This window comes from Cohnella sp. GCM10027633 (assembly GCF_042675445.1).
Taxonomy (GTDB): Bacteria; Bacillota; Bacilli; order Paenibacillales; family Paenibacillaceae; genus Cohnella.
Genome location: NZ_JBHTGV010000004.1, coordinates 15,945 through 38,969, shown reverse-complemented (window position 1 = coordinate 38,969; position 23,025 = coordinate 15,945). Strand labels below are relative to the sequence as shown.

Here is a 23,025-nt window from a genome sequence, read left to right as displayed (position 1 = left end):
TTCCGCCGAATCCGGAATGGAAGTCGTCTTTGTTTTTATTTTCAAGCATCGCGAGGCTATTTATGGTATATTGAACAACGATGCCGTTACGCAACGGGAACCGGCGAGGAGCGGACGAATTGGTTAAAGTTGCTTTTTTCGGCAATTATATAAATCAACGAAACCGAAATGAAGAACGGGATGGGATCGCTTGAATAACAAGGAAGAAACGACCGGATTGCCTGCGGACTACGAGCGGTTGAAGGCAGCGGCGAACCGGACTTCGAGCTGGAGAGAACGCCTGGCGGCGGTGGAAGAGCTGGGACGGTGGAAACAGAAGAAGACGATCGACGTGCTCACGCATAGAATGAATAACGACACCGTGTTTCAAGTCAGGGAGGCCGCGTTCCGCAAGCTCGAGCAGTTGGGCGAAGCCGTTGAAGCGCCGACGAGGAAAGCGGGCGATCTGATCGACGGACTGACCAAGACGTTGGTGAGAATCAAGAAGAGCTTGCCGAAGGATCACTCGATCGACGCGTTCAAAGAGAAATTGCATAAGATGAGGCTCGATATCTACGATGCCTACGAAGGCGAAATGGGCGCGGACTTCGACAAGTGGCTTACGGACAAATGGCAATCGTTATCGATCAGGTAGATTGGACCTAAATTACGAAACCCGAGGTGGATGTATTGAGAAGAAATAAACCGATGTCTTTCGACGACTTGCTGCTGGAGTTGCAAGGACAAAAAACGATCCAAAAAGATCCGAATCATGTCGCGTTGGAAGAGTTGTTCAACGACGACTTCATGAGCAAGCATTCGAACGTTAAGAGTTTCGCAGAGTTTCTTCAGAAAGGCAACTTCCAAGTCCAAGTCCAAGAAGACGTCGCGAACATTCCGGATGAGCTGTTCGATCGCCACGTCGCGAGGGAAACGAAGTTCGCCGATTGGAAGACGATGCTGGAGACGGCGAACGCGGAGTATAAGAGCAAGTAAGCACGGACGGATAGACGGATGAATAATCGAACGTAAGATGACGCCGGGATAGGGATGCCGAGCGTCATTTTTGCGCATACGGACCCGCGTGCGGGGAAGAGACGGACGGAGGAGATGTCGATAATGAAATATACGGGCAAGACGGTAGTCGTTACAGGGGCGGGCAAAGGCATCGGAGCGGCGCTCGCCGCGGCCTACGCGGCCGAAGGGGCATCGGTCGCGGCGATCGACCGGGACGAGCCGTCCGTCCTGCAAGTCGCGGAAGGCATCGCGCGAACGGGAGGAAGCGCGATCGCTCTGACCGCGGATCTACGGTTGCCGGAGCAGATCTCGGCCGCTTTCGATTCGATTCGGGACCGATTCGGCCGCATCGATATTCTCGTCAACAACGCCGGATTGTCCGTATGGAAATCCCCGCTCGACCTGGAAGCCGACGAATGGGATTTCGTGATCGATACGAACTTAAGGGGCACGTTCCTGTGCTCGCGGGAAGCCGCGAAGCGAATGCGCGAGACCGGCGGCGGAGCTATCGTGAACATGGCTTCGACGAGGGCGCTCATGTCTGAGCCGAATTCGGAGGCGTACGCCGCTTCGAAGGGAGGCATCGTCGCGTTGACGCACGCGATGGCCGTATCGCTCGGTCCGGATCGGATTCGCGTGAACGCGATCAGTCCGGGATGGATCGAGACCGGGGATTACGAGGCGCTCCGGCTGATCGATCACGAGCAACATCCGGCGATGCGCGTAGGCAAGACGGACGACATCGCCAGGGCTTGCATGTACTTGACCGATCCTGCGAACGACTTCGTGACCGGCGTCAATCTCGTCGTGGATGGCGGCATGACCCGGCGAATGATCTACGAGGAATAGGAAGCCGGAGAGGAACTATTTCCTCCCGGCTGCGTTATTAATAGGGTCGTTCTACGATTCTATTCTATTAACGCAGTCACGGGGAAGGAAGTACCGGCATGTGGAAGAAGGCAAGCTTGATAGGCTGCGCCTTGACGGTGCTGATGACGGGCCGCGCGTACGCGTACGACGCCCAGCTTCAGCCGTTCAAGGACGAGCAGAACGATTATTCGCGGGAACCGATCTATACGTTGTCCGCGCTCGGCATCATCGACGGTTACGAGGACCGGACGTATCGTCCGAACATAGACTTGTCGCGGGAAGCATTCGTGAAGCTGCTCGTCATGGCGAGCCGTATCGATACGGGGACGGCGCGGGCGAAGACGCCGACGGACGTCGCGGCGACGCGCTGGTCCGCGCCTTATATAGCTGCCGCATTCGAGAGACATTGGATCGATAGCTTGCTAGACAAGAAGGGGCAGTTCCTTCCGGCGCGAACGATTACGAGACAGGAAGTCGCGATGCTCGTCGGCAGGTCGCTGCTCGATCAAGAGAGCGCGGAAGCGCGCAAGCAATGGTTGGAAGCGGAATGGAAGAAGGAGCGGGACGAGAGAGCGTTCAAGGATGGCTCATCGATCGACGCGGCGATGCAACCGTATGTATACTATGCGGCGCGCCGCGGCATCATGGAAGGCGATCAGACCGGCTTCAAGCCGAAGGAGCCGCTCATACGCAAGCAAGCGGCGGCGGTCGTCTACCGCATGATCGACAAGCTCGTGTCCGAGGAGAGCGTCGATTTCACCGGTTATTACGCCATAGAATCTTATCCGGCGCTTCATCAGATAGACAAGCTGTCCAACGTGATCTTAGGGTGGTCCCGATTGGCCTATAGCGGGTCCGGAACCGCCAAGCTGGACGTAAGCACGCCTGTGCATTACGTTCCTCCCGGGTACGAGGAAGTGACGGCGGCCGCCGATGCGGCAGGGATTCCGAAGGAGCTCATGGTCTTCTACGAGAAGAGCGACTTGAAAGACTTCCTGAAGGATCAGCACGCGCAACAAGCGTTCGTCGATTCGTTGCTGACGACGTTGAACGATCCGGCCTATGACTTCATTGGTGTCAGCATCGATTTCGAAGGGCTGAGGGAAGCGGCTAGCGCGCCCGACTACATTCGTTTTCTTCAAGCGTTGAAGGAGCGGCTCGGCACGCTGTCTCTGTCCGTTGCCGTACCGCCGACCGACTACTATAAGGGCTATGATCTGGCGGCGATCGGCAAGCTGGCCGATACGGTCGTTCTGATGGCTTACGACTTCACGCATGACGTCGGCAAGCTGCCTTCCGCGCCGTTGCCTCTCGTCAACGAGACGGTACTCGAGGCACTCCAAGCGATACCGAAGGAGAAGCTGGTTCTCGGAATCTCGAAGCAAGCGAACCAGTGGATTACGGCCGGCGGGGCGACCGGTCCGGCGCTGTCGCCCGAGATCGCGGCCGTGGAACGTAGACTGGCGATGCCCGGCGTCGCGAAGACGCGGGAGATGCCTTACTTCCTCGGAAAAGCGACGTACGTCAGCGAGCTCGGCAGCAACGTGCTGTATTACGAGGATACGGCGAGCATCGCCAAGAAGCTCTGGCTGGCGAAGTTCTATGAACTGAAGGGCGTCTCGCTATGGTTCATGGGCAACTTCACCGCGGCGGATTGGGAGCTGGTCGGGCAACAATCGGCAAGAGGGAGGCAAGCGCCATGAGCGAGAAGGAAGTCATCGAACGAACCCTCCTGCCGGTCACCGTCGGCAGTCTGCTGAGGGATCTCGGCAGTCTGGGCCTGAACGAAGGGGACACCGTCATCGTCCATTCGTCGTTGTCGCGTCTCGGTTGGGTGTGCGGAGGCGCGCAAGCGGTCGTGCAGGCGCTGCTGCGGGCGGTCGGCCCGGAAGGGACGCTGGTCATGCCCGCGCATTCCGGCAACTGGAGCGATCCCGCCGGGTGGGCTAACCCGCCCGTTCCCGCAGCGTGGGTCGATACGATCTACGAAGAGATGCCCGCGTTCGACCCGGCACTGACGCCGACGTGGGGGATGGGGCAGATCGCGGAGACGTTCCGCGCGTTCCCCGGAACGTTGCGGTCGAATCATCCGCAAGTGTCTTTCTGCGCTCAAGGGAAGCATGCGGCGACGATCGTCGCGGAGCATCCGCTTACTCCGCAGTTCGGCGAGAGCTCTCCGCTCGGCAAGTTGTACGAGATGGACGCGAAGATCGCGCTGCTCGGCGTCGGGTACGATTCGTGCACGACGTTCCATCTGGCGGAAGCTTCGCTGGCGGGCATGCCGGAGAAAAGCATGGGAGCCGCGATCGCCGAAGACGGCCGTCGCGTATGGAAGCGGTTCGAGGACTACGCCTACGACTCGGACGATTTCGAAGCACTCGGCTCGGCATTCGAATCCGAGGGCAACGTCGTCCGCTCCGGGAAAGTCGGCGAAGCGGACTGCAAGCTCCTTCGCGCGCGCGACGTGGTCGATTACGCGAGACGCTGGTTAAGCGACAATCGGCGATTAACAATAGAATAACGACAAGCAGCCCTTCGCGTTCGCGAGGGGCTGCTTGTTGCATGAAGAGGTTACGTCACTCCGTTACGCCGATTAGAAGTCGAAGTTGTCCGGATCGGGACCGACGCGCCGATCGCGGTTCATCGCGTCGATCTCGCCCATCTCGGCTTGCGTCAGCTCGAAGTCGAAGAGCGAGCCGTTCTCGATGATCCGCGCTTCCTTCGTCGACTTCGGAATCGTGACGACGCCGTGCTGAAGATCCCAGCGCAGAATCACTTGCGCGACCGACTTGCCGTGACGGTCCGCGATCGCTTGGAGCGTCGGATCGTTCAACAATTCGCCCTGCATGAGCGGCGACCATGCCTCGAACTGAATGCCTTGCTCCCGCGTATAGGCGAGCAATTCCCGCTGCGCCAGCAGCGGATGGAATTCGACCTGATCGACCATCGGCTTGATCTCCGCCCCGCCCATCAGATCCTTCAGATGATGCACATGGAAGTTGCTGACGCCGATCGCACGAACGCGTCCGTCGTTGTACAGCTTCTCCAGCGCGCGCCACGCTTCCTTGTATTTGCCGGCGACGGGCCAATGGATGAGGTACAAGTCCAAGTACTCGAGGCCGAGCTTGGCCAGGCTCGTCTCGTATGCGGCCAACGTCGATTCGTAGCCGAGATCGGAATTCCACGCTTTGGACGTGACGAACAGATCTTCCCGCGACAAGCCGTTGTCCTTCAACGCTTGCCGAATGCCTTCCCCTACGCTCGCTTCGTTGCCGTAGATGGCGGCCGTATCGATGCTGCGGTAACCGAACCGGACCGCGGCGCGTATCGCGTCCACCAGCTCGGCTCCTTCCTCCACCTTGAATACGCCCAGGCCGAGCCAGGGCATCTTGACGCCGTTAGCCAGCGTCGTCGTGCCGTGCAATGAGTGTGTCATCGTATTACGCCTCCTGATTATGTTCGTTAGTATGATCGTTCGGACCGGGAGGCTATCCCTGTCCATACGGCCGCGATCGCGACCAAGATGCCGCCGACCCACGGCGTATGACGAAGCCCCATATGATCGACGACGAGACCGCCGGCGATCGAACCGATCGCGATGCCGACGTTGAACGCCGCGATATTGAGCGCGGAAGCGACGTCGACCGCGGACGGTACGTGACGCTCTGCAAGCTTCACGATGTTAAGCTGCAAGCCGGGCACGTTCATGAAGGCGAACAAGCCCATGAGCGCGATTGAGATGAGCCCGGCCGTCCGGTACGGGATCATGAACGACATCGCGAACATGACGGCGGCATGCAGGATGAACATGCGAAGCAGCGCGCGGAGCGGGTTCCGGTTCGCCCATCTGCCTCCGATCTCGTTGCCGATCGCGACGGCGACGCCGTAGCCGAGCAACACGAGCCCCACCGTATGCGGACTCAGTCCCATGACGTCTTGCAGCATCGGCGTCAAGTACGTGAACGCGACGAAGGTGCCGCCGTAGCCGAGCGCCGTAATCGCGAATCCCGACAGCAGCCGCCCGTTCGCCGCGATCCGCAGCATGTCGTTCAGCTTGGCCGGCGCGGCTTGCTTCAGGTCGCTCGGGACGAGCCTCGCGATCGCGGCGATGCCGACGACGCCGAGGACGGCGACGCCCCAGAACGTCGCTCGCCAACCGAACGCTTGGCCGATATACGTGCCGAGCGGCACGCCGGTAACGGTCGCGACGGTCAGCCCCGTGAACATGAGCGCGATCGCGCTGGCTTGCTTCTCCTTCGGCACGAGCTGGACGGCGATCGTGGAACCGATGGAGAAGAAGACGCCGTGCGAGAACGCCGTAATGAAACGGGCGACCAGCAGCATGCCGAACGAAGACGATATCGCCGCCGCGGCGTTGCCGACGATGAACACGACCATGAGGCCGATGAGCAACGTTCTGCGCGGCACGCGGTTCGTGAGAGCGGTCAACAGCGGAGCCCCTATGGCAACGCCGATCGCGTATCCGGAGATAAGCAAGCCTGCCACCGTGATGCCGATATGCATATCGTTCGAGATTTCCCGGAGCAATCCGACGGGCACGAATTCCGTCGTGCCGATGCCGAACGCGCTGACGGCAAGCGCCAGCAAAGCCAGCGTACCCGTTCCGCGCCTGTCCGGCGCCCGGACCTTATGTTGTATCGATGCGGTATTCATCGCAATCGTATCCTCCTTCATGGGTGCGTATCTTGTTGCGTGCGACGCTGCATGAATGCTAGTATAAGTCGAACGGATCGGATGCGTAAGTACGCACTCCGAAGTGATATAGATACATTCGGGTAATATAGATACTTTTCAGTACGATAGGTACTTCCAAGTGCCTATGAAGGAGGCAAGAGCGATGGCTTATAACATTCCGGTAGAAGCGACGCTGGACGTCATCGGAGGCAAGTGGAAGGTCGTCATCTTGTGCCATCTGGACAAGGGCGACAAGCGAACGAGCGAGCTGAAGAAGCTGATTCCCGACATTACGCAGAAGATGCTGACGCAGCAGCTGCGGGAGCTGGAGCAAGACGGCATGGTCAAGCGGACGATCTACGAGCAGGTGCCGCCGAAGGTCGTCTACTCGCTCACCGAATACGGCTGGTCGTTCAAGCCGATTCTGGACGCGATGTGCGCTTGGGGCGAGAAGCACGTGGAGCAGCAGGGCGAAGCTTGATCCTATAAGAGAGGCGGAGAAGATCGATGCCATCCGGTACAATCCCGTATTCCTCGATAGACGACTACATCTCCCGATTCACGCCGGAAGTTCAGGACATCTTGCAATCGATCAGACGATTGATCCGCGAGGCGGCGCCCGAGGCGACGGAGAGGATCGCTTACGACATGCCCGGCTTCGCGCTGCACGGCAGCTTGGTGTATTTCGCCGCGTTCAAGAAGCATATCGGGTTCTACCCGGCGTCCTCCGGACTGAGCGACGAACTGGTTGCCGAAGTCGCGCCGTACCGAAGCGGCAGGGGCACGCTGCAATTTCCTTACGGCAAGCCGATTCCGTACGACATGCTGAGGAGAATCGTCGCGTTCCGGGCGGCGCAGAACAAGGAGTCCGCGGAACGGAAATCCGGCGGCTAAATTTCCCCCTTGAACCTTACGTAACGTAATGATTTATGGTGAAGAAGTTAAGTTCCACTTCAATACTTTCGAATCGGGGGAGAACTGGATATGAGAAAACTCGTGTTGTTCATGCATGTGTCGCTGGACGGGTATGCGTCGGATTCTAACGGAGGATTGGGTTGGATTCCGTACAACGAGGAATTGCAGCAATACGCCGAGGAGGTCGTGGCCGAGGTCGGCTCTCCCGTATACGGACGCACGACGTATCGGATGATGGAGAGTTACTGGCCCACGGTGCTGGATGATCCGAATGCGCCGAGTCACGCGATGAAGCATGCGAGATGGGTGCAGGACGTGAAGAAGATCGTCATTTCCGGCACGATGGACAAGGCGGAATGGAACAATACGGTGCTGATCAAGGACAATATCGCGGAGGAAATCAAGGCGCTTAAGGAGCAGCCGGGCAATAATCTCGTTATTTTCGGCAGTCCGGGAGTCTCGAAGACGTTGCTTGAGCTCGGTCTGATCGACGAATTCTTGCTGACGATTTGTCCGGTCTACCTAGGCAGCGGAAAATCGGCATTCGACGGCGGCGAGCCCATCAAGCTCAACTTGCTGTCCAGCCGAACGTTCAAGTCGGGCGTTATCGCGACCCGATACGAGTTGGCGAAATAGTCGAAAGTTAATCATGCACGACGCGGCCATCGGCCGCGTCGTTTTATTTTGCCGATTGACATGGGGCATCCGATCATGATATTAGTTAATTACTAAATTAGTAATTTAGTAAATATCGAACAAGCGAGAGGATGGACATGGAACAATACGGACGACAACGCGACCCTGCGCCGCATCGATATCTTCTATCGCCGAACAGACGGCTGACCGAGGAAGAGCAAGCGCTCGTATGGAAGAAGCCCGAGTCTCATCGGGAGAGCGAAGAAGAGCTCCGGATCTGCCAGGAAGTGAAGCGCAATTGGGAGCGCGGGGAGATGAAGATTGCCAACGTCCTGCTAGAGGGAGACGCAGGCTCCGGCAAAACGCAGCTCGCCAAGGCGCTGTCCACGGAATTTGGCTTGCCCTATACGAAGATTACCTGCTTCGCCGATATGGATAAGTCGGACGTTCTGGGCGCGATCCTGCCGGTTATCAAGACCGAGCAGGGCGACAAGGACGGAGACGAGGAAGAAGCGGTCGAATATCGCTATTACCCGTCGGAGATCGTGAACGCTTACCGCAACGGGTATTTGCTCGAGATCCAAGAACCGACCGTCATTCGGGACGCGGCCGTGCTCATGGCGCTCAACTCCGCGCTCGAGCCGGACGGCAGCATCAACCTGCCGACGGAAATCGTGCGCAGACATCCCGACTTCATCGCGGTCATTACGACGAACCGAGGGTATGCTGGCGTCAGGCCGCTGAACGAATCGTTGCGCGATCGCGTGCAGCATACGGAGAAGATGGACTTGCCGACGAAGCAAGCGATGGTCGAGCGGGCGATCGCGAAGACCGGATACGGCGATATCGACGCGCTGAACCCGATGGCGGATATCATTATCGCGCTCGATCGGGCAGCAAGAGCGAACGCGATCAAGGGCGTGGCCGGCATGCGCTCCTACTTCTATTGGGTGGACGCGGTCGCTTGCGGCGCACCCGCCAAGCAGTCTCTCTATCACAAGGTTATCTACAAGATCACGACCGACGAAGAGGAGATCAAGCTGCTGGAAGAGGCGTTGGCGCGGCATGGCCTTCTCGAAACGTTGGGCACTATCGACGAGAACGTAAAAAAAAAAGCCATGACGGCGCGGTCGAGATAAAAATGTGGGGTCGGATCGACGATTCGGCGTACGACTACGGCCGCGAAGAAGAGGGAGACGGAATTCCGCTCAAGAAATCCGCCGACAGCGAGGACGGTCGTTCGGTTCGCTCCGACGAACCCGATACCGACGAGACGAGGAGCGAGCATACCGGCGAAGACGGCTCCCCAAGCTATCACGGCGGGAATCCGGAACCGATGCCGGAAGAGGAACGGCGAAGGGAGCGGGAGTTCCGCAAGCGGCTTAACGATGAGGCGAGGGAGGCGGTGGCCGACTCCATTCACCGGAAGGTGAAGCTGATCGTGCACCGCCCGGCGTTCGACGAAGCGCAAGCGGACGAATACGAGAAGCTCGGCCGTGAGCTGTTGCCGCTCGTGCGTGAAACGGCGCGGAAGACGCTGCCGCTGCTCGCCCGCGAAGCATCGGCCGAATGGTCGCGCAATCGTTCCTACGGAGGCAAGTTCCAAGCGGACGCCGTCGCTCGAAGAGACTATCGGGTGTTCGCCAAGAAGCCGCCTCCGAACGATGCCCCGGCGCTCGCCGTCGGCTTGCGAATCGACGAATCGGCGTCTATGGCGGCCTACGGCAGATTGGAAGCGGCGCGGCGAGCGGCGATCGCGGTATACGAACTATGCCGGCTGTGCGACGTTCCGGTACTGATCTACGGGGATACGGCGGACGTCTCCAAGCTCGAGCGGATGTCGATGTACGCCTACGCCGACTTCGACCGCGCGGATCCGAGCGATAAGTACCGGCTTATGAACATCGGCGCGCGCAGCAACAATCGCGACGGCATGGCGCTGCGGGTCATCGCGGACCGGCTAGCGCGCGCGCCGCAGGCGAAGAAGCTACTCATCAGCATCGGGGACGGCCAGCCCAAGGCGATGGACGATTATGCGGGGCCGACTGCGATAGAGGATATGCGACGGACGATCGCGGATTACGAGCGGAAGGGCGTGGCGTTCCTGGCGGCCGCGATCGGTCAAGACAAGGAAGTGATCGGCGGCATCTACGGCAAGGAGCGGTTTCTGGACATTACGGACTTGGAGACGCTGCCAGCCCAGCTTGTACGGGTCATCGCCCGCTATCTGTAGCGTAAGGCCGGGGCGCTGCCGATTCATGCAAGAACGAGAAGAAAGCGTCCGTTAATCGGACGCTTTCTTCTCGTTAGCCAGCGGAATATAGTGGCGATCCGGCATGAAGAACGGTTCCCGCGAGACGACGTCGGACGGGTTGTAGCCTAGCTGATCGATCTCGAAAGGAGAAGCCGCGATGCTCCACTTGGCTCTGAACTTCTCCGCGTTGCGAACCGATTGTATGCGGGACTCGAGCCCGTTCGCCTTGAAAGTGCCGCTTCCTTCATGATAGATGAACGCGTCTCTGGCCACCCATAACCGCTTGCCGCTTATTCTGGCGCGGATGCTGAAGTCGTCGTCTTCGTAATTGCCCGGGAAGAAGCGTTCGTCCATGCCGCCGATCGCGTCCAGCAGCTCGCGGCGGAACAGCATGCAGTAACCGATCAGGCGGTGCGCGTAGAACCCGGCGTTCGCGTGAATCATGCGCCATTGCTCGGCGAACGGGTCCAGCGTTGCCGGAGTAACGGGCGCATGGACGCGTTGGATCGGAGCGACGTTGTTCGAGACCGGTCCGACGATGCCGATCGACGGATCGCGGTCCATGCAGGCCAGGAGAGTCTTCAACCAGGCGGGCGTCACGATCGTATCGTTGTTCAGCAGGACGATATGGGTGCCCGAAGCTGCCGTCATCCCCTGATTGCACGCCGCGGCGAACCCTCGGTTCGATTCGTTCCGAATGACGGTCGCGCCGGGGATCTCCTCCAAGTATTGCTGCGTGCCGTCGGAGGAGCCGTTGTCTACGAAGACGAATTCGTAAGGCTCGCTCGTATGGCGGATGACGCTGTCCACGCAGCGCCGCGTCCATTCGATTCCGTTGTACGTCGCGATGACGATGGAAGTGAAGGTCATGCGCATGATTTCTCCTTAATCCTCTATTTTACAATCCCGACGAAGCTAGAATGTAGGGCAGCGTGCGATGCAGCTCGGAATCCCGAGGGATGAGAACGCCAAGACCGTTGTTCGACTTCAGCTCGAAGTAGTCCAGTTCGAACGAACATTGCTTCGCGAAGTCCTCTATGGCCGTCAGCACGCCGTTGCGCTCCCCGTGCTCGTGAACGGCGTTCAGCGCGATGCTGTTGAAGCCGCCCGTCTCGAGCAGCTCGGACTTGCCCGGCTCCATGCCTTTGCGTTCGTAAGGCTGGCGATAGCTCTCGGGAATCGATTCGGGGAAGTAGTACATATCCCTGCGCCCGTACGGCCATCCCGTATCGTGGAACAGCACGGTCGGGAACCGGCCGGTACTCTCGGCCATCCGCTCGACTTCCTTCAGCTCGTAATAGACCGTGTACCAGTTATGGTCGCCGTCGATCAGAATCAGATCGTACTGCCGAAGGGTCGGAAGCGCGTCGAGGCTGAATTGCCGCAGCACGCGCACGTGGCGTTCGTAATAGGCTTCGAGCAACTCGATATTGTACTGGGGTCCCGGATCGATGACCGTGCATTCGGCGTCGCACAGCTTGCAGTAGTCTAGCAGCTTGAACGTGTTCAGTCCGCTGAGCGAACCGATCTCGACGATCGTCCGAGGCTGCGCGGCGATTAAGATCGGCCTAATGACTTTGTCCCAAAAACGGTGCATACGATTCTCCTCGTCTACGTAACTCGATCCCGGATCGGAAATCGGATTGTATATCGTATGCCAAGCATGGGGAAATCCAACGGCGCATTCGTCTATTTCTCGCGTACAAAAATAACCCGATTGTCCCGTCGGGCTCTCCGATTGACATTCCGAGGACGATCGATTATCATCTATTTTAACAAATAACTAATTAGATGTTCGTTAAATTGATGCGCGAAGGAAGGAAGGAATGAGATGCAGCTCGATAAAGTCGTCAATTACCATAAGGCGCTCGCCGATCCGACCAGAATCCGCATGCTCATCCTGCTTGCCGCCGGAGAGCTGAACGGACAAGCGCTGGCCGACAAGCTGGGGGTGACGCCCGCGACGGTGACCCACCACGCGGCCAAGCTGCGGGGAGCGAGCCTCGTGAACGAGCGCCGGGACAAGAACACGATCTACTTCTCCCTGAATCATTACTTCATTCGGAACAACGCCAACGCGGTCGTCGATCTCGTCTACCGCTCGGCCGAGGGAGGAGAGCAACCGATGGAAGACAAGCACGAGAGATTGCGGGAAGCCGTATTGAAAAATTTCTTCACGTCCGCGGGTAAGCTGAAGAGCGTTCCCGCCCAATTGAAGAAGAAGTTGATCGTTCTCGAGCATCTCGTCTCCAAGCTGGAGAAGGGGCGGAAATACGCCGAGCCGGAGATCAACGCGTTCATCAAAGGCTATCACGACGATTACGCGACGTTGCGAAGAGAATTCATCATGCACCAGTATATGTTCAGAGACAATGAAGTCTACGAATTGAATCCGAGGGAATTGTGGACGAAGTGGGAGAAGCTGTCGTAGCCGTTCACGAATTCGCCTTGATTACGCGCTGGTCTTTCGTCATCGGATATGTTACTATAATGGCATTGGACGGGTCTGTAGCTCAATGGCAGAGCAACCGGCTCTTAACCGGTAGGTTGTGGGTTCGACCCCCACCGGGCCCACCATAATGAAGCGCGCTTAGGCGTTCGAAGGGATTTCCCTTGCGAACGCCTTTTTTGTCGTTCCCAGCGGAATAACGGATGGGAATCAGAGGGAAACTACGGGATGCCATTCCGTGCCATTATCGAGGCTGCTCAGTGCTGGCCTTGAGCCGGGGGCTTCTTGTTCTTCTTATTCCGTTTGTTGAGGTAGTACCAGAGGAGGAAAGGCGCGGCGACGTTCGTGCCGAGCGCAGATAAGACGAGCGTCCACATGAACCATTCGGTATTCAGCATGTGCACGTAGATCCAAGCGTGATAGACATCCATGGCAAGCGCTCCTTGCATTCGGATAGGTAATCTGACGTTGCTAGTGTAGATCAATCGCCGAATGGCTATTCCGCCGACGAATAAGGAGCTGACGATGCCCATGAACATAGACAAGCTGAAGGAGCCGTTCAAGCCGGCATTGTCCGACAAGACCGCCGCCGTCGAAGGCATTCTCGGGAATAGCGTCGACGTGCAGAAGAGGGATTTCGCGCTGTGCGGTCATCCGGAGCATCCCGGCGAATGCTTCTTCCTCGACGGGATGGCGGACGCGACGGTCGTCGAATCGATTCTCAGGGCGCTGGTCGTCGCCGGCGGCGAGCTGCGTCTGGATCCGGCGACGTTGAAGGACGCCGATGCGATTCGAACGCGGCTGCTCTTCAATGCTTCCGCTAAGGTCATCGACAAGGTCGGCGACGGCATAGCGGGAATCGTGAGCGGAGACACCCTGGTCGCGATCGACGGAGTCGAAGAAGCGATTCTCGTCAGCACGAGGGGCTGGAAGGACCGGGGCATCGAGGAGCCGTCCACGGAGAACAACGTGCGCGGTCCGAGAGACGGCTTCACCGAGAGCATTCGAACGAATACGACGCATATTCGCAGACGAGTCAAGGATCCGATGCTGCGAATCGATTCCATGATCATCGGCGCGAGGACGAAGACGGACATTAATATCGCCTACGTGAAGGATCTCGTGAAGGAAGGCCTCGTCGACGAAGTGAAACAGCGACTGGGCCGGATCAAGATCGACGCGATCTTGGAGAGCGGCAACATCGAGGAGCTGATCGAAGACGCGCCGTTGTCCCCGTTCAATACGATTCAGAGCACGGAGCGTCCGGACAAGGTCGCCTCCGCGCTGCTGGAAGGACGGGTGGCCATCTTCGTCGACAACACGCCGGTCGTTCTCGTCGTGCCGACGTCGTTCTGGCAATTCATCCAAGCGCCGGACGACTATTACGAACGCTATTGGGTCGGAAGCTTCTTCCGGTTCATCCGGTACATCGCCTTCATGATCAGTCTGCTGCTGCCGTCGATCTACGTCATGCTCGTGTCGTTCCACCACGAGATGATCCCGACGTCGCTGGCGCTGACGATCGCATCAGGCAGGGAGGTCGTGCCGTTTCCCGTGCTGCTCGAGGCGTTGCTCATGGAGCTGGCCTTCGAGCTGATGCGCGAAGCGGGCTTGCGCATGCCCAAGCCGATCGGCCAAGCGGTCAGCATCGTCGGTTCGCTCATCATCGGCCAAGCGGCCGTGCAGGCGGGACTCGTGTCGACGTTCATGGTTATCGTCGTGGCGATCACGGGTATCGCTTCGTTCGCGATTCCAAGCTACACGTCTTCGCTGGCGATCCGCCTGTGCCGGTTCCCGATCCTGATCGCTTCCGGCCTGTTCGGCTTGTTGGGCTTCGCGACGACGTTCTTCGCGCTTCTGCTCCACGCGCTCTCCATCCGCTCGTTCGGAGAGCCGTACCTCGCTCCGGTAAGCCCTTACGTCCATTCCGAACAGGGGGATCTGATGCTGAGGCTGCCGATGTGGATGCAGGACGAGCGGCCGAGCTTCGCGCAGGATCAGGCGCGCATGGGCGACGACCAGAAACCGCGCCCTCCGAAGGAGGGGCGACATGAGTAGCCGGGTGAGCGCGGTTCTGCGGCTGTTCGTCTCGTTCGCGTTGCTGACGATGTGCGTCTCCTGCATCGGACAACGGCAGATCAACGAGCTCGCGATCGTGACGGCCGTCGGCCTGCAAATGGGGGAGAAGCCGAACACCGTCAAAGTATCGGTCCAGATCATTCGCCCGTCGGACGCGCGCGGGCAGACCGGGGCGCCGTCGGGCGGCACCGGCCAGCCGATCTATTCCGCGGAGGCGGAAGGCGAATCCATCTTCGCCGCCATTCGCAATCTCGGACGGTTCGTCTCCCGAAGAGTGTACTGGGCTCACAATTTCCTGATCGTCATGCACGAGGATTACGCCAAGAACGGGATCGGCGACATGGTCGATTTTTTCACCCGGAATCACGAATTGCGCATGGACACGTGGGTTGCGGTTACTTCGGACGTCCCGGCGGAGCTCATCTCGACCATTACGGGACTCGAAGTCGTGCCGGGAGAGGGGATCGACAGCCTGTTCCGGGATAACTCGGTCGTCGGACAAGCGACGGGAAGCAACATGAGGAACTTGGAGGAGGCGGTCTTGAGCCGATCGTTCGATCCGGCGATCGCCAGATTGCAGCTTAAGCCCAGAGGCATCTCGAACAAGAAGCCGGAGGAGCATGGCTCGCTCATGCAGGTCGAACTAGCGGGAGCCGCCGCGTTCAAGGGCGATATTATGGTGGGGTGGCTAACTCCAATGGAGGCGCGGGGGCTGTTGTTCTTCACCGAAAGGCTGGAGAGCGGCATCGAAGTCTTGTCGTGCCCGAACGTAGGCAAGAACATCTCGCTGGAATTTCGCGACGCGAAACTGAAGGTGAAGGCCTCCTACGCGAATCAACGTCCGGCGTTCGCCGTCGGTCTGAAGACGCAAGCGGACATCGTGGAGTCCGCCTGCGGGACGAACCTGGCGAACATACGCGAGGATGTCGAGCGGGCGCTGGAGGAGAAGTTGAAGGAGAAGATCGTCGGCGTCGTCGGCAAAGCGCAGCAACGGTATCATACCGACTTCCTGAAGCTCGGAGACGTGTTCCGCAATCGGTTCCCGGCCGAGTGGCGGACGCTCGGCCAAGATTGGAACGCGGCGTTCTCCGAAGCGGAAGTGACCGTCACGGTCGAAGCCAAGATCAAGAGCGCCGTAGTGAAGGCGGTGGGAAGAATCCAATGAACAAGACTATAATCGGCAACGGAATGTTCGTCGCGATGATCGTGAATCTAGCTTTCGTCAAGTCGATCGGCGTCACGCAAGGGACGCTCGCGCGCATCGTCGGCCAGGATATGTGGCTCGCCACGCTGCTCGGCACGCTGCAGGGCATCGTCATGATGTACGTCACTTACCTCGTCATCCGTCGGAAGCCGAACCTCGATTTCATCGGAATGGGCGAGAAGCTGCTCGGGAAGTGGTTCGGCAAGATCGTGGCCGTCACCATGTTCGGCTTCTTCCTCGCGGCGTCGGGGCCGATCATGCTTACCTTCGTGTACCATTTGCGGGATTACTTCCTGCCTGAGGCGCCCCTCACGCTATTCCTCGTCTCCGCGCTGATCGTCGGTGCGCTGGGCTGCTACTACGGGCTGGAGGTCATGGCCCGGTTGGCGCTGCTGGGGTTGCTGTTCATCTTCATGCTTAACGTGTTGATCATCGTCGGCTCGACGCAGGAGTTCGACATCCGTAACCTGCTGCCGATCCTGGAATCCGGATTTTCGAAGGTGGCCGGAGCAAGCCTGCAATACGACGCGGATTGCGCGCTGGCGATCATGATGGCAGCGCTCGTCATGCCTCATCTCAAGGACGTCAAGCGGCGAGGAGGCAAGCTCGGGATGCTGGGCGTCGCGGCGAGCGGGTTGATCATCCTCATCTGGTCGTTCCTGCAAGGAGCCGTATTGTCGGCCGAAGTGACCGCGCAATACACCGTCTCCTGCATGAAGCTGGCGCGCAACGCCCATATCGGCATGTTCCTGCAGCGCTACGAAATGATCATGATCGCGCTGTATTCCGTTCCGATCCTGTTCGAAATCATGTTCTGCATATACGGAACGTCCCGCTGCGCGTCGGCGCTGTTCGGCTTGAAGAACGACCGGTGGACGATACTGCCTGCGGCGCTGATCATCGGCGTGTTCAGCTATTGGGTCATCAAGGATCACTTCTTCGCGTTGGATTATCTCGAGAACGCATGGCCGAAGATCGGCGTGTCGATCGCGTTCGGGCTGCCGGTAGTGCTCCTCGTCTTGCAGCTTCTGTTCGGGAAGCGGCTGAAGCGGGCGAGATAGAGGCGAACGAGCGCCGGACGATCGCTGCGCATAAGCCCCGAAGCGGACGCTTCGGGGTTAATGTCGTTCGTTCGTATTGACAGAGGATGGCGATAATGATACAAAAATAAGTATTGGCACTCGAGAGTGAAGAGTGCTAACTCACGTCGCAAAGGGGTAATCGCAATGTCCAAGCAACAATTCAAAGCCGAGTCGAAGCGGCTGCTGGAAATGATGATCAACTCGATCTACACGCAGCGCGAGATTTTCCTCCGGGAACTGATCTCCAACGCGAGCGACGCCATCGACAAGATTTACTATCGGGCGCTGACCGACGATAAGATCGCGTTCGAGAAGGACAACTACTACGTTAAAGTAACCGCCGATAAAGCCGCCCGCACGCTCGTCATTCGCGATACCGGCATCGGGATGTCCCGCGAGGAGCTCGAGAACAATCTCGGCGTCATCGCCAAGAGCGGCTCGCTCGCGTTCAAGAAGGAGAACGAATCCAAAGACGGCCACGACATCATCGGCCAATTCGGCGTCGGCTTCTACTCCGCGTTCATGGTCGCCGATCAAGTGACGGTGATCAGCCGCGCGCTGGATAGCGATCAGGCGTTTAAGTGGGAGTCGGAAGGCGCGGAAGGTTATACGATCGAGCCTTGCGACAAGGCAGAGGTCGGTACCGAAGTGATCCTGAAGATCAAGGAGAACACCGAGGACGACAGCTACGACGAATTCCTGGAAGAATACCGTTTGCGCGCGATCATCAAGAAGTATTCCGACTTCATCCGCTACCCGATCAAGATGGACGTCTCCCGCAGCCGCAAGAAGGAAGGCGAGGAGAACGAGTACGAGGATTACACGGAAGAGCAGACGGTCAACAGCCTCGTGCCGATCTGGAAGAAGAACAAGAGCGAGCTGACGACGGAAGATTACGACAGCTTCTACAACGAGAAGCATTACGGCTTCGACAAGCCGATCAAGCATATTCACATCAGCGTCGACGGCGCGGTCCGTTACAACGCGATTCTGTACATCCCGGGCTCCACGCCTTTCGACTACTACACGAAGGAGTTCGAGAAGGGACTCGAGCTCTACTCCAGCGGCGTGCTTATCATGAACAAGTGCGGCGACCTGCTGCCGGACTACTTCAGCTTCGTGAAGGGACTCGTCGATTCCGAGGACCTGTCGCTGAACATCTCCCGCGAGATGCTGCAGCACGACCGCCAGCTGAAGCTGATCGCGAAGAACATCCAGAGCAAGATCAAGAGCCAGCTGCAGAGCTTGCTCAAGGACGAGCGCGACAAGTACGAGGAGTTCTACAAGGCGTTCGGCCGCCAGCTGAAGTTCGGCGTGTACAACGACTACGGCGCGCACAAGGACGTGCTGCAGGACCTGCTCCTGTTCGTCTCCTCCAAGGAGAAGAAGCAAGTATCGCTCGACGAGTATATCGCGAGAATGCCGGAAGACCAGAAGTTCATCTACTACGCGTCCGGCGAATCGGTCGAACGGATCGAGAAGCTGCCTCAGACGGAGATGGTCGCGGACAAAGGCTACGAAATTCTGTACTTCACCGACGACATCGACGAGTTCGCGATCAAGATGATCGGCAAGTACAAGGATAAGGAGTTCAAGTCCGTCTCCAGCGGCGATCTCGGCATCGAAGCGGACGAGAAAGAGACGGAAGAGGATGCGGCGCAGCATAAAGACTTGTTCGAAGCGATGCAGTCGCTGCTCGCGGGCAAAGTCAAGAACGTGCGCGCTTCGAAGCGTCTGAAGTCCCATCCGGTCTGCTTCTCCACCGAAGGCGAGCTGACGATCGAGATGGAGAAGGTTCTGAAGGCGATGCCGAACGGCGGCGACATCAAAGCCGACAAGGTGCTCGAGATCAACGTCAACCATCCGGTGTTCAAGTCGCTCGAGGACGCGTTCGCGGGCGATAAGACGAAGCTCGACCTATACACGACGCTGCTCTATCATCAAGCGCTATTGATCGAAGGGTTGCCGATCGAGGATCCGGTCGCGTTCACGAACGATATTTGCAAAGTGATGGTGTAAAACCGAGAGGAGTCCTGCGGACATGAGCCAGGCGGAGACGAACGGAGCGTTCATCGCGCTCAAGACGGATAGGCTTGCGGTAGAGATCGCGGTTCCCGGCGCGAATTACCGGAGGACGCGGTTCGATTGGACCGGTTGGATCCAGCAAGTGACGCTCGACGGGGAGTCGACGTTCTGCGTGGACGAATCGCTCGTCCCGGGCGAAGGCACGGGAGGCGGCGGCCTGTGCAACGAATACGGCAACGGCGAACCGATCGGGTATGCCGAGTGCGGCGTAGGCGAGCGGTTCCCGAAGCTCGGCGTCGGGCTGTTGACGAGACCGGACGACGGTCGTTACGATTTCTTCCGCGCGTTCGAGCTGGAGCCGTTCGAGACGACGTACGAGATGTCCGCGGACGGTCGCTCCGTCCGGTTCCGCACGGCGGCGAAGCCGTGCAACGGCTATGCGGCGGACATCGTGAAGAAGGTCAGCGTGGACGGCAACCGGCTGAACGTCGCGTACGAGTTGCGCAACGTCGGCGACAAGCCGATCCGGACGAGCGAATACAACCACAACTTCGTCCGGATTAACGGCGCGGACATCGGCCCGGATTACGAGCTTACGCTGCCGATCGCGTCCGCGTTCGACTACACGAAGCCGGAGGAACGTCCGATCGTGGCGCAGGAAGGCAACAAGCTTCGTTGGCTCAGAACGCCGGAAGCGGGCGAGTCGTTCTACGCCCTGGCGCGCGAGTTCGAGCCGATCGGCGCCGACCGTCCGTCCTGGACGCTCGTGCACAAGCCGAGCGGGGCGGGCATGACGGAGACGCTCGATCGTCCGCTGTTGCGGCTGGCCGTCTGGGGACAGACGCACGTGGCGAGCCCGGAGATGTTCATCGATATCGACGCGCAGCCGGGCGAGACGCTTCGTTGGAACAGGGCTTACGAGTTTTTCCGAGGGTAATGCGATCGCGTATAAGATTGAAGGTTCCCGCATCCGCGGGGACCTTCTTTTATTCCATTCCGGGTAAAGCCAGGATCAGTCGGAGCGCTCGAAGGAGTACATTATTCTCCTCCGGCGTGCCGATGGAGATCCGTACATGCTGCGGCAACCCCCAAGCGCCTCCGTATCGCACGATAACCCCTTTCCGCATCAGCTCGACGTAATGCTGCTCCGCGTTCTCGCCAAGCTTAACGAGAATGAAATTACTCATGCTCGACGTATAATTCAAGCCGAGCTCCTCGAATCCGCGATACATCCGCAGACGTTCTTCCTTCACCAGCCGGCTGGATTCTCGGACATGATCGTCGTCTGCAATCGCCGCCGCAGCCGCTGCTTGAGCAAGAGCATTCACGTTGAACGGTTCCTTGACTTGAAGTACCGATCTAATAATCGAAGGCGAAGCGACCCCGAAGCCTACCCGGATCCCCGCTAATCCATAAACCTTGGAGAAAGTTTGAAGAACGATGACGGGATAACCTGCTTTCACGAACTCGATGCCGTCCGAATAATCGTCTTCGGTTACGAAGTGACTGTAGGCGGAATCGAGCATAACAAGCACGTACGAAGGTAAGCGATTCAGCAACTCCGTTAGCGCCGATTTGGGCAGGATCGTTCCGGTAGGGTTATTGGGAGAGCATAGATAGAGGACCTTGGTGCGTTCATTTACGGCTTCGAGTATGGCGGGAATATCGTATCGGTAGTCTTCCGTCAAAGCGACCGTCCGAATGACGGCCCCCATCAATTGGCCCCCGAATTCATATTCGCTGAACGAAGGACCCGGTACGATGATCTCGTCCCCCGCTTCGATGAAAGCCTCGGATACGAGCGTAATCAATTCATCTCCGCCGTTGGTGACGATGATCTGCTCGGATGCAAGCCCGTATCTCCCGGCTATCGTTGCGCGTAAATCCACAGCCTGCGCGTCAGGGTACCGATGAAGATCGACCAGCAAGCCCTGTATCGCTTCCACTGCTTTCGGCGAAGGACCGAGCGGGTTCTCATTGGAGGCAAGCTTGACGACGCGATCGATTCCATGCTCGCGCCGTACCTCCCATATCGGTTTGCCCGGCGAATAAGGCTTCATGCGTTTCAGTATATTCCGTGTTCGAACGTCAGACTTCGTTGAGGACACTTAGATTCACCTTCTCTTTTAGAATTATTTCTATACATTAATGTAATAATACAATAACGCGTTAATGTAGTAAAGTAATAATTACAAAAAAAAGAACCGGCGAAGGTGATCGCCGGCTTGTTCACGATTACGTATGCTGTTCAATGCTCGCATAAGGTTGGCTAGTCCGCGTACTGTTCCCGAATCTCCAGCATCCCCTCCAGGTTCTCGAAGAAGATGTCCACGAGCGTCGGATCGAAGTGCCGTCCGCTCTCTTCCTTGAAATAGTCGAGAATCTGCTCGAGAGGCCAAGCCTTCTTGTATACCCTGTCGCTGCCAAGCGCGTCGAATACATCGGCGATGGCGGCGATTCTGCCGTAGATGTGAATGTCCTTGCCCGCCAGCCCGTTCGGATAGCCGGTTCCGTCGAACTTCTCGTGGTGCTGATAGGCGATGATCGCGGCGGTCTGGATAATGTCGCGCTTCGAATGGTTCAGCATCGCGTAGCCGTGGTTCGTATGGTTCTTGATGATGTCGAACTCTTCCGCCGTCAGCTTGCCGGGTTTGTTCAGAATCGCGTCCGGAACGGCGACTTTGCCGACGTCGTGCATCGAAGAGGCGAGCCTGACGATCTCCGCTTCGTCTTCGGAGATGCCATACTTGAGCGCGAGCAGCTTGGAATACTCGGCGACGCGCTTAACGTGCTGTCCCGTCTCCTTGGAGCGCGTCTCCGCGATCTCGCCGAGCGTGAAAATGATTTCCTTCTGCGTATGCTCGACCTCTTCGTTCAAGTAGAGGCTCTCGAACGCGACCGAGACGTTGGAGCAATAGATCTCGATCAAGTAGCGGTTCCATTCGTTCAGCTCGCTGGCGCCTTCGAAGTAGATGACGTTCTCCTTGTCGGTCTTGCTTCGGAAGTAGCAGGCGAAGTATCGGTCGCTGAACTCGCTCGTCTTGTTCCGGAACGTCTGCTCGATAACCCGGTAGACGTGCGGGGGGACGACGTCCTCGATGCGCTCGTTGCCTTGGAACGAATAATCGCCGGAGGACGCCAGGATGTAGATCTCCTCTTGTCCTTTGGCGGCCGCGAAGCTGTTGCAGTGCAAGGCGTTCTTGTTCAAGTTGAGAATCGACGTGAGCTGCGTCAGAACGCCGGAAGCGAACTTGCGCATCGACTTTACCTCGAACAGGTCGGACGACGCGCCGATGATTTTCTCCAGGCCGATCTTGTTGTTCTCGATGATCATGATGTCGCGGTAAGAGCGAAGCGCAGCCATCATCGTCGTGAACAGCTTCTGCGAAGTAAGCTCGGTCTTCTCCTTGTAATCGTTGATGTCGTAATTCGTAATGACGAGCCGCTCGGGTGCTTGACCCGGCTGACCCGTACGGAGAATGATTCTGACGGACGTCCGCTTCAGGTTCTCCCGGATATGCTTGACGATTCTCAGTCCGGTATCGTCGGCGTCCATGACGACGTCGAGCAGAATAACGGCCGCGTCCTCATGCTTCTCGATGAGCGATAGCGCGGTCGTCTCGTTATAGGCGCTAATGAATTCGAGCGGTTTGCCATCGAAGGCGAAATCGCCGAGCACCAGCTTCGTCAAATGGTGAACTTCCTGCTCGTCGTCAACGATGACGACCTTCCATCGGTCTTGCCGGACGGGTTCGGTCCGCGCCGTGTCCTGTACTTCGTCCGCGAACACGAGCAGATCGTCTTCATGGTTGCTGATCAT

At 58.2% G+C, this 23,025-nt stretch carries 23 protein-coding genes and 1 tRNA gene; 17 read left to right on the top strand and 7 right to left on the bottom strand.

All coding sequences use genetic code 11. The features are described 5' to 3' along the window. The first annotated feature begins 190 nt into the window (after positions 1-190). The 5 genes from ACFQZG_RS11790 (at position 191) to ACFQZG_RS11770 (ending at position 4,387) form a co-directional block, all read left to right on the top strand. A complete protein-coding gene (locus ACFQZG_RS11790; protein ID WP_378152642.1) occupies positions 191-634 on the top strand; it encodes a HEAT repeat domain-containing protein in 444 nt (147 codons plus the stop codon). Between the two features lie 53 nt (positions 635-687). Further along, on the top strand, positions 688-975 hold the full coding sequence (locus ACFQZG_RS11785; protein ID WP_378153332.1) for a hypothetical protein: 288 nt from the start codon (positions 688-690) through the stop codon (positions 973-975). A 123-nt stretch (positions 976-1,098) separates the two neighbouring features. Then, positions 1,099-1,845 (top strand): SDR family NAD(P)-dependent oxidoreductase, encoded by a 747-nt coding sequence (locus tag ACFQZG_RS11780; RefSeq protein ID WP_378152641.1) that lies wholly within the window; start codon positions 1,099-1,101, stop codon positions 1,843-1,845. Positions 1,846-1,943: 98 nt separating this feature from the next. Continuing rightward, positions 1,944-3,569: a glycosyl hydrolase family 18 protein gene (locus ACFQZG_RS11775; RefSeq protein ID WP_378152639.1), complete on the top strand. Its 1,626-nt coding sequence runs from the start codon at positions 1,944-1,946 to the stop codon at positions 3,567-3,569. Then, entirely contained in the window at positions 3,566-4,387 is an 822-nt protein-coding gene (locus tag ACFQZG_RS11770; RefSeq protein WP_378152637.1) for an AAC(3) family N-acetyltransferase, read from the top strand. Before ACFQZG_RS11775 ends, ACFQZG_RS11770 begins: the two co-directional genes overlap by 4 nt. Before the next feature lie 72 nt (positions 4,388-4,459). Here ACFQZG_RS11770 and ACFQZG_RS11765 read toward each other — a convergent pair whose 3' ends face one another. Together ACFQZG_RS11765 and ACFQZG_RS11760 are read right to left on the bottom strand one after the other, a co-directional pair. Beyond that, positions 4,460-5,302, bottom strand: a complete 843-nt coding sequence (locus ACFQZG_RS11765; protein ID WP_378152635.1) for an aldo/keto reductase — start codon at positions 5,300-5,302, stop codon at positions 4,460-4,462. 26 nt (positions 5,303-5,328) lie between these two features. After that, positions 5,329-6,540 (bottom strand): MFS transporter, encoded by a 1,212-nt coding sequence (locus ACFQZG_RS11760; protein ID WP_378152633.1) that lies wholly within the window; start codon positions 6,538-6,540, stop codon positions 5,329-5,331. Positions 6,541-6,724: 184 nt separating this feature from the next. Here ACFQZG_RS11760 and ACFQZG_RS11755 point away from each other — a divergent pair, with 184 nt between their 5' ends. The 5 genes from ACFQZG_RS11755 to ACFQZG_RS11735 all read left to right on the top strand — a co-directional run bounded on the left by ACFQZG_RS11755 (position 6,725) and on the right by ACFQZG_RS11735 (position 10,345). Further along, positions 6,725-7,042 (top strand): winged helix-turn-helix transcriptional regulator, encoded by a 318-nt coding sequence (locus ACFQZG_RS11755; RefSeq protein ID WP_378152631.1) that lies wholly within the window; start codon positions 6,725-6,727, stop codon positions 7,040-7,042. A gap of 26 nt (positions 7,043-7,068) precedes the next feature. After that, positions 7,069-7,455 carry an iron chaperone gene (locus ACFQZG_RS11750; RefSeq protein ID WP_378152629.1) on the top strand — a complete coding sequence of 129 codons (387 nt, stop codon included), beginning with the start codon at positions 7,069-7,071 and terminating at the stop codon, positions 7,453-7,455. Positions 7,456-7,545: 90 nt separating this feature from the next. Further along, entirely contained in the window at positions 7,546-8,112 is a 567-nt protein-coding gene (locus ACFQZG_RS11745) for a dihydrofolate reductase family protein (protein ID WP_378152627.1), read from the top strand. Positions 8,113-8,249: 137 nt separating this feature from the next. After that, entirely contained in the window at positions 8,250-9,251 is a 1,002-nt protein-coding gene (locus tag ACFQZG_RS11740) for an AAA family ATPase (protein WP_378152625.1), read from the top strand. A gap of 2 nt (positions 9,252-9,253) precedes the next feature. Further along, on the top strand, positions 9,254-10,345 hold the full coding sequence (locus ACFQZG_RS11735) for a vWA domain-containing protein (protein WP_378152623.1): 1,092 nt from the start codon (positions 9,254-9,256) through the stop codon (positions 10,343-10,345). A 51-nt stretch (positions 10,346-10,396) separates the two neighbouring features. Here the strand turns inward: ACFQZG_RS11735 and ACFQZG_RS11730 are convergent, their stop codons facing one another. After that, on the bottom strand, positions 10,397-11,236 hold the full coding sequence (locus tag ACFQZG_RS11730) for a glycosyltransferase family 2 protein (protein WP_378152621.1): 840 nt from the start codon (positions 11,234-11,236) through the stop codon (positions 10,397-10,399). A gap of 28 nt (positions 11,237-11,264) precedes the next feature. Next, complete coding sequence (locus ACFQZG_RS11725; protein ID WP_378152619.1) at positions 11,265-11,963, bottom strand: class I SAM-dependent methyltransferase; 699 nt, start codon at positions 11,961-11,963, stop codon at positions 11,265-11,267. Positions 11,964-12,197: 234 nt separating this feature from the next. Between ACFQZG_RS11725 and ACFQZG_RS11720 the strand changes: the two genes are divergently transcribed. Together ACFQZG_RS11720 and ACFQZG_RS11715 are read left to right on the top strand one after the other, a co-directional pair. Next, on the top strand, positions 12,198-12,797 hold the full coding sequence (locus ACFQZG_RS11720) for a DUF2087 domain-containing protein (RefSeq protein WP_378152617.1): 600 nt from the start codon (positions 12,198-12,200) through the stop codon (positions 12,795-12,797). Positions 12,798-12,868: 71 nt separating this feature from the next. Continuing rightward, positions 12,869-12,943 (top strand) — tRNA-Lys (locus tag ACFQZG_RS11715). A gap of 129 nt (positions 12,944-13,072) precedes the next feature. Here the strand turns inward: ACFQZG_RS11715 and ACFQZG_RS11710 are convergent. Beyond that, positions 13,073-13,246 carry a hypothetical protein gene (locus ACFQZG_RS11710; protein WP_378152615.1) on the bottom strand — a complete coding sequence of 58 codons (174 nt, stop codon included), beginning with the start codon at positions 13,244-13,246 and terminating at the stop codon, positions 13,073-13,075. A gap of 100 nt (positions 13,247-13,346) precedes the next feature. Between ACFQZG_RS11710 and ACFQZG_RS11705 the strand changes: the two genes are divergently transcribed. The 5 genes from ACFQZG_RS11705 (at position 13,347) to ACFQZG_RS11685 (ending at position 20,142) form a co-directional block, all read left to right on the top strand. Next, entirely contained in the window at positions 13,347-14,873 is a 1,527-nt protein-coding gene (locus ACFQZG_RS11705) for a spore germination protein (RefSeq protein WP_378152613.1), read from the top strand. Then, positions 14,866-16,059: a Ger(x)C family spore germination protein gene (locus tag ACFQZG_RS11700; RefSeq protein WP_378152611.1), complete on the top strand. Its 1,194-nt coding sequence runs from the start codon at positions 14,866-14,868 to the stop codon at positions 16,057-16,059. The genes ACFQZG_RS11705 and ACFQZG_RS11700 overlap by 8 nt, the downstream gene beginning before the upstream one ends. Then, on the top strand, positions 16,056-17,159 hold the full coding sequence (locus tag ACFQZG_RS11695; protein WP_378152609.1) for a GerAB/ArcD/ProY family transporter: 1,104 nt from the start codon (positions 16,056-16,058) through the stop codon (positions 17,157-17,159). The genes ACFQZG_RS11700 and ACFQZG_RS11695 overlap by 4 nt, the downstream gene beginning before the upstream one ends. 165 nt (positions 17,160-17,324) lie before the next feature. Beyond that, a complete protein-coding gene (gene htpG / locus ACFQZG_RS11690) occupies positions 17,325-19,199 on the top strand; it encodes a molecular chaperone HtpG (RefSeq protein ID WP_378152607.1) in 1,875 nt (624 codons plus the stop codon). A 22-nt stretch (positions 19,200-19,221) separates the two neighbouring features. Further along, positions 19,222-20,142 (top strand): hypothetical protein, encoded by a 921-nt coding sequence (locus tag ACFQZG_RS11685; RefSeq protein WP_378152606.1) that lies wholly within the window; start codon positions 19,222-19,224, stop codon positions 20,140-20,142. Positions 20,143-20,191: 49 nt separating this feature from the next. On the opposite strand, the gene hisC is transcribed toward ACFQZG_RS11685, so the two are convergent. Beyond that, positions 20,192-21,313 carry a histidinol-phosphate transaminase gene (hisC, locus tag ACFQZG_RS11680; RefSeq protein WP_378152604.1) on the bottom strand — a complete coding sequence of 374 codons (1,122 nt, stop codon included), beginning with the start codon at positions 21,311-21,313 and terminating at the stop codon, positions 20,192-20,194. A 161-nt stretch (positions 21,314-21,474) separates the two neighbouring features. Beyond that, entirely contained in the window at positions 21,475-23,025 is a 1,551-nt protein-coding gene (locus tag ACFQZG_RS11675) for a DUF3369 domain-containing protein (protein WP_378152602.1), read from the bottom strand.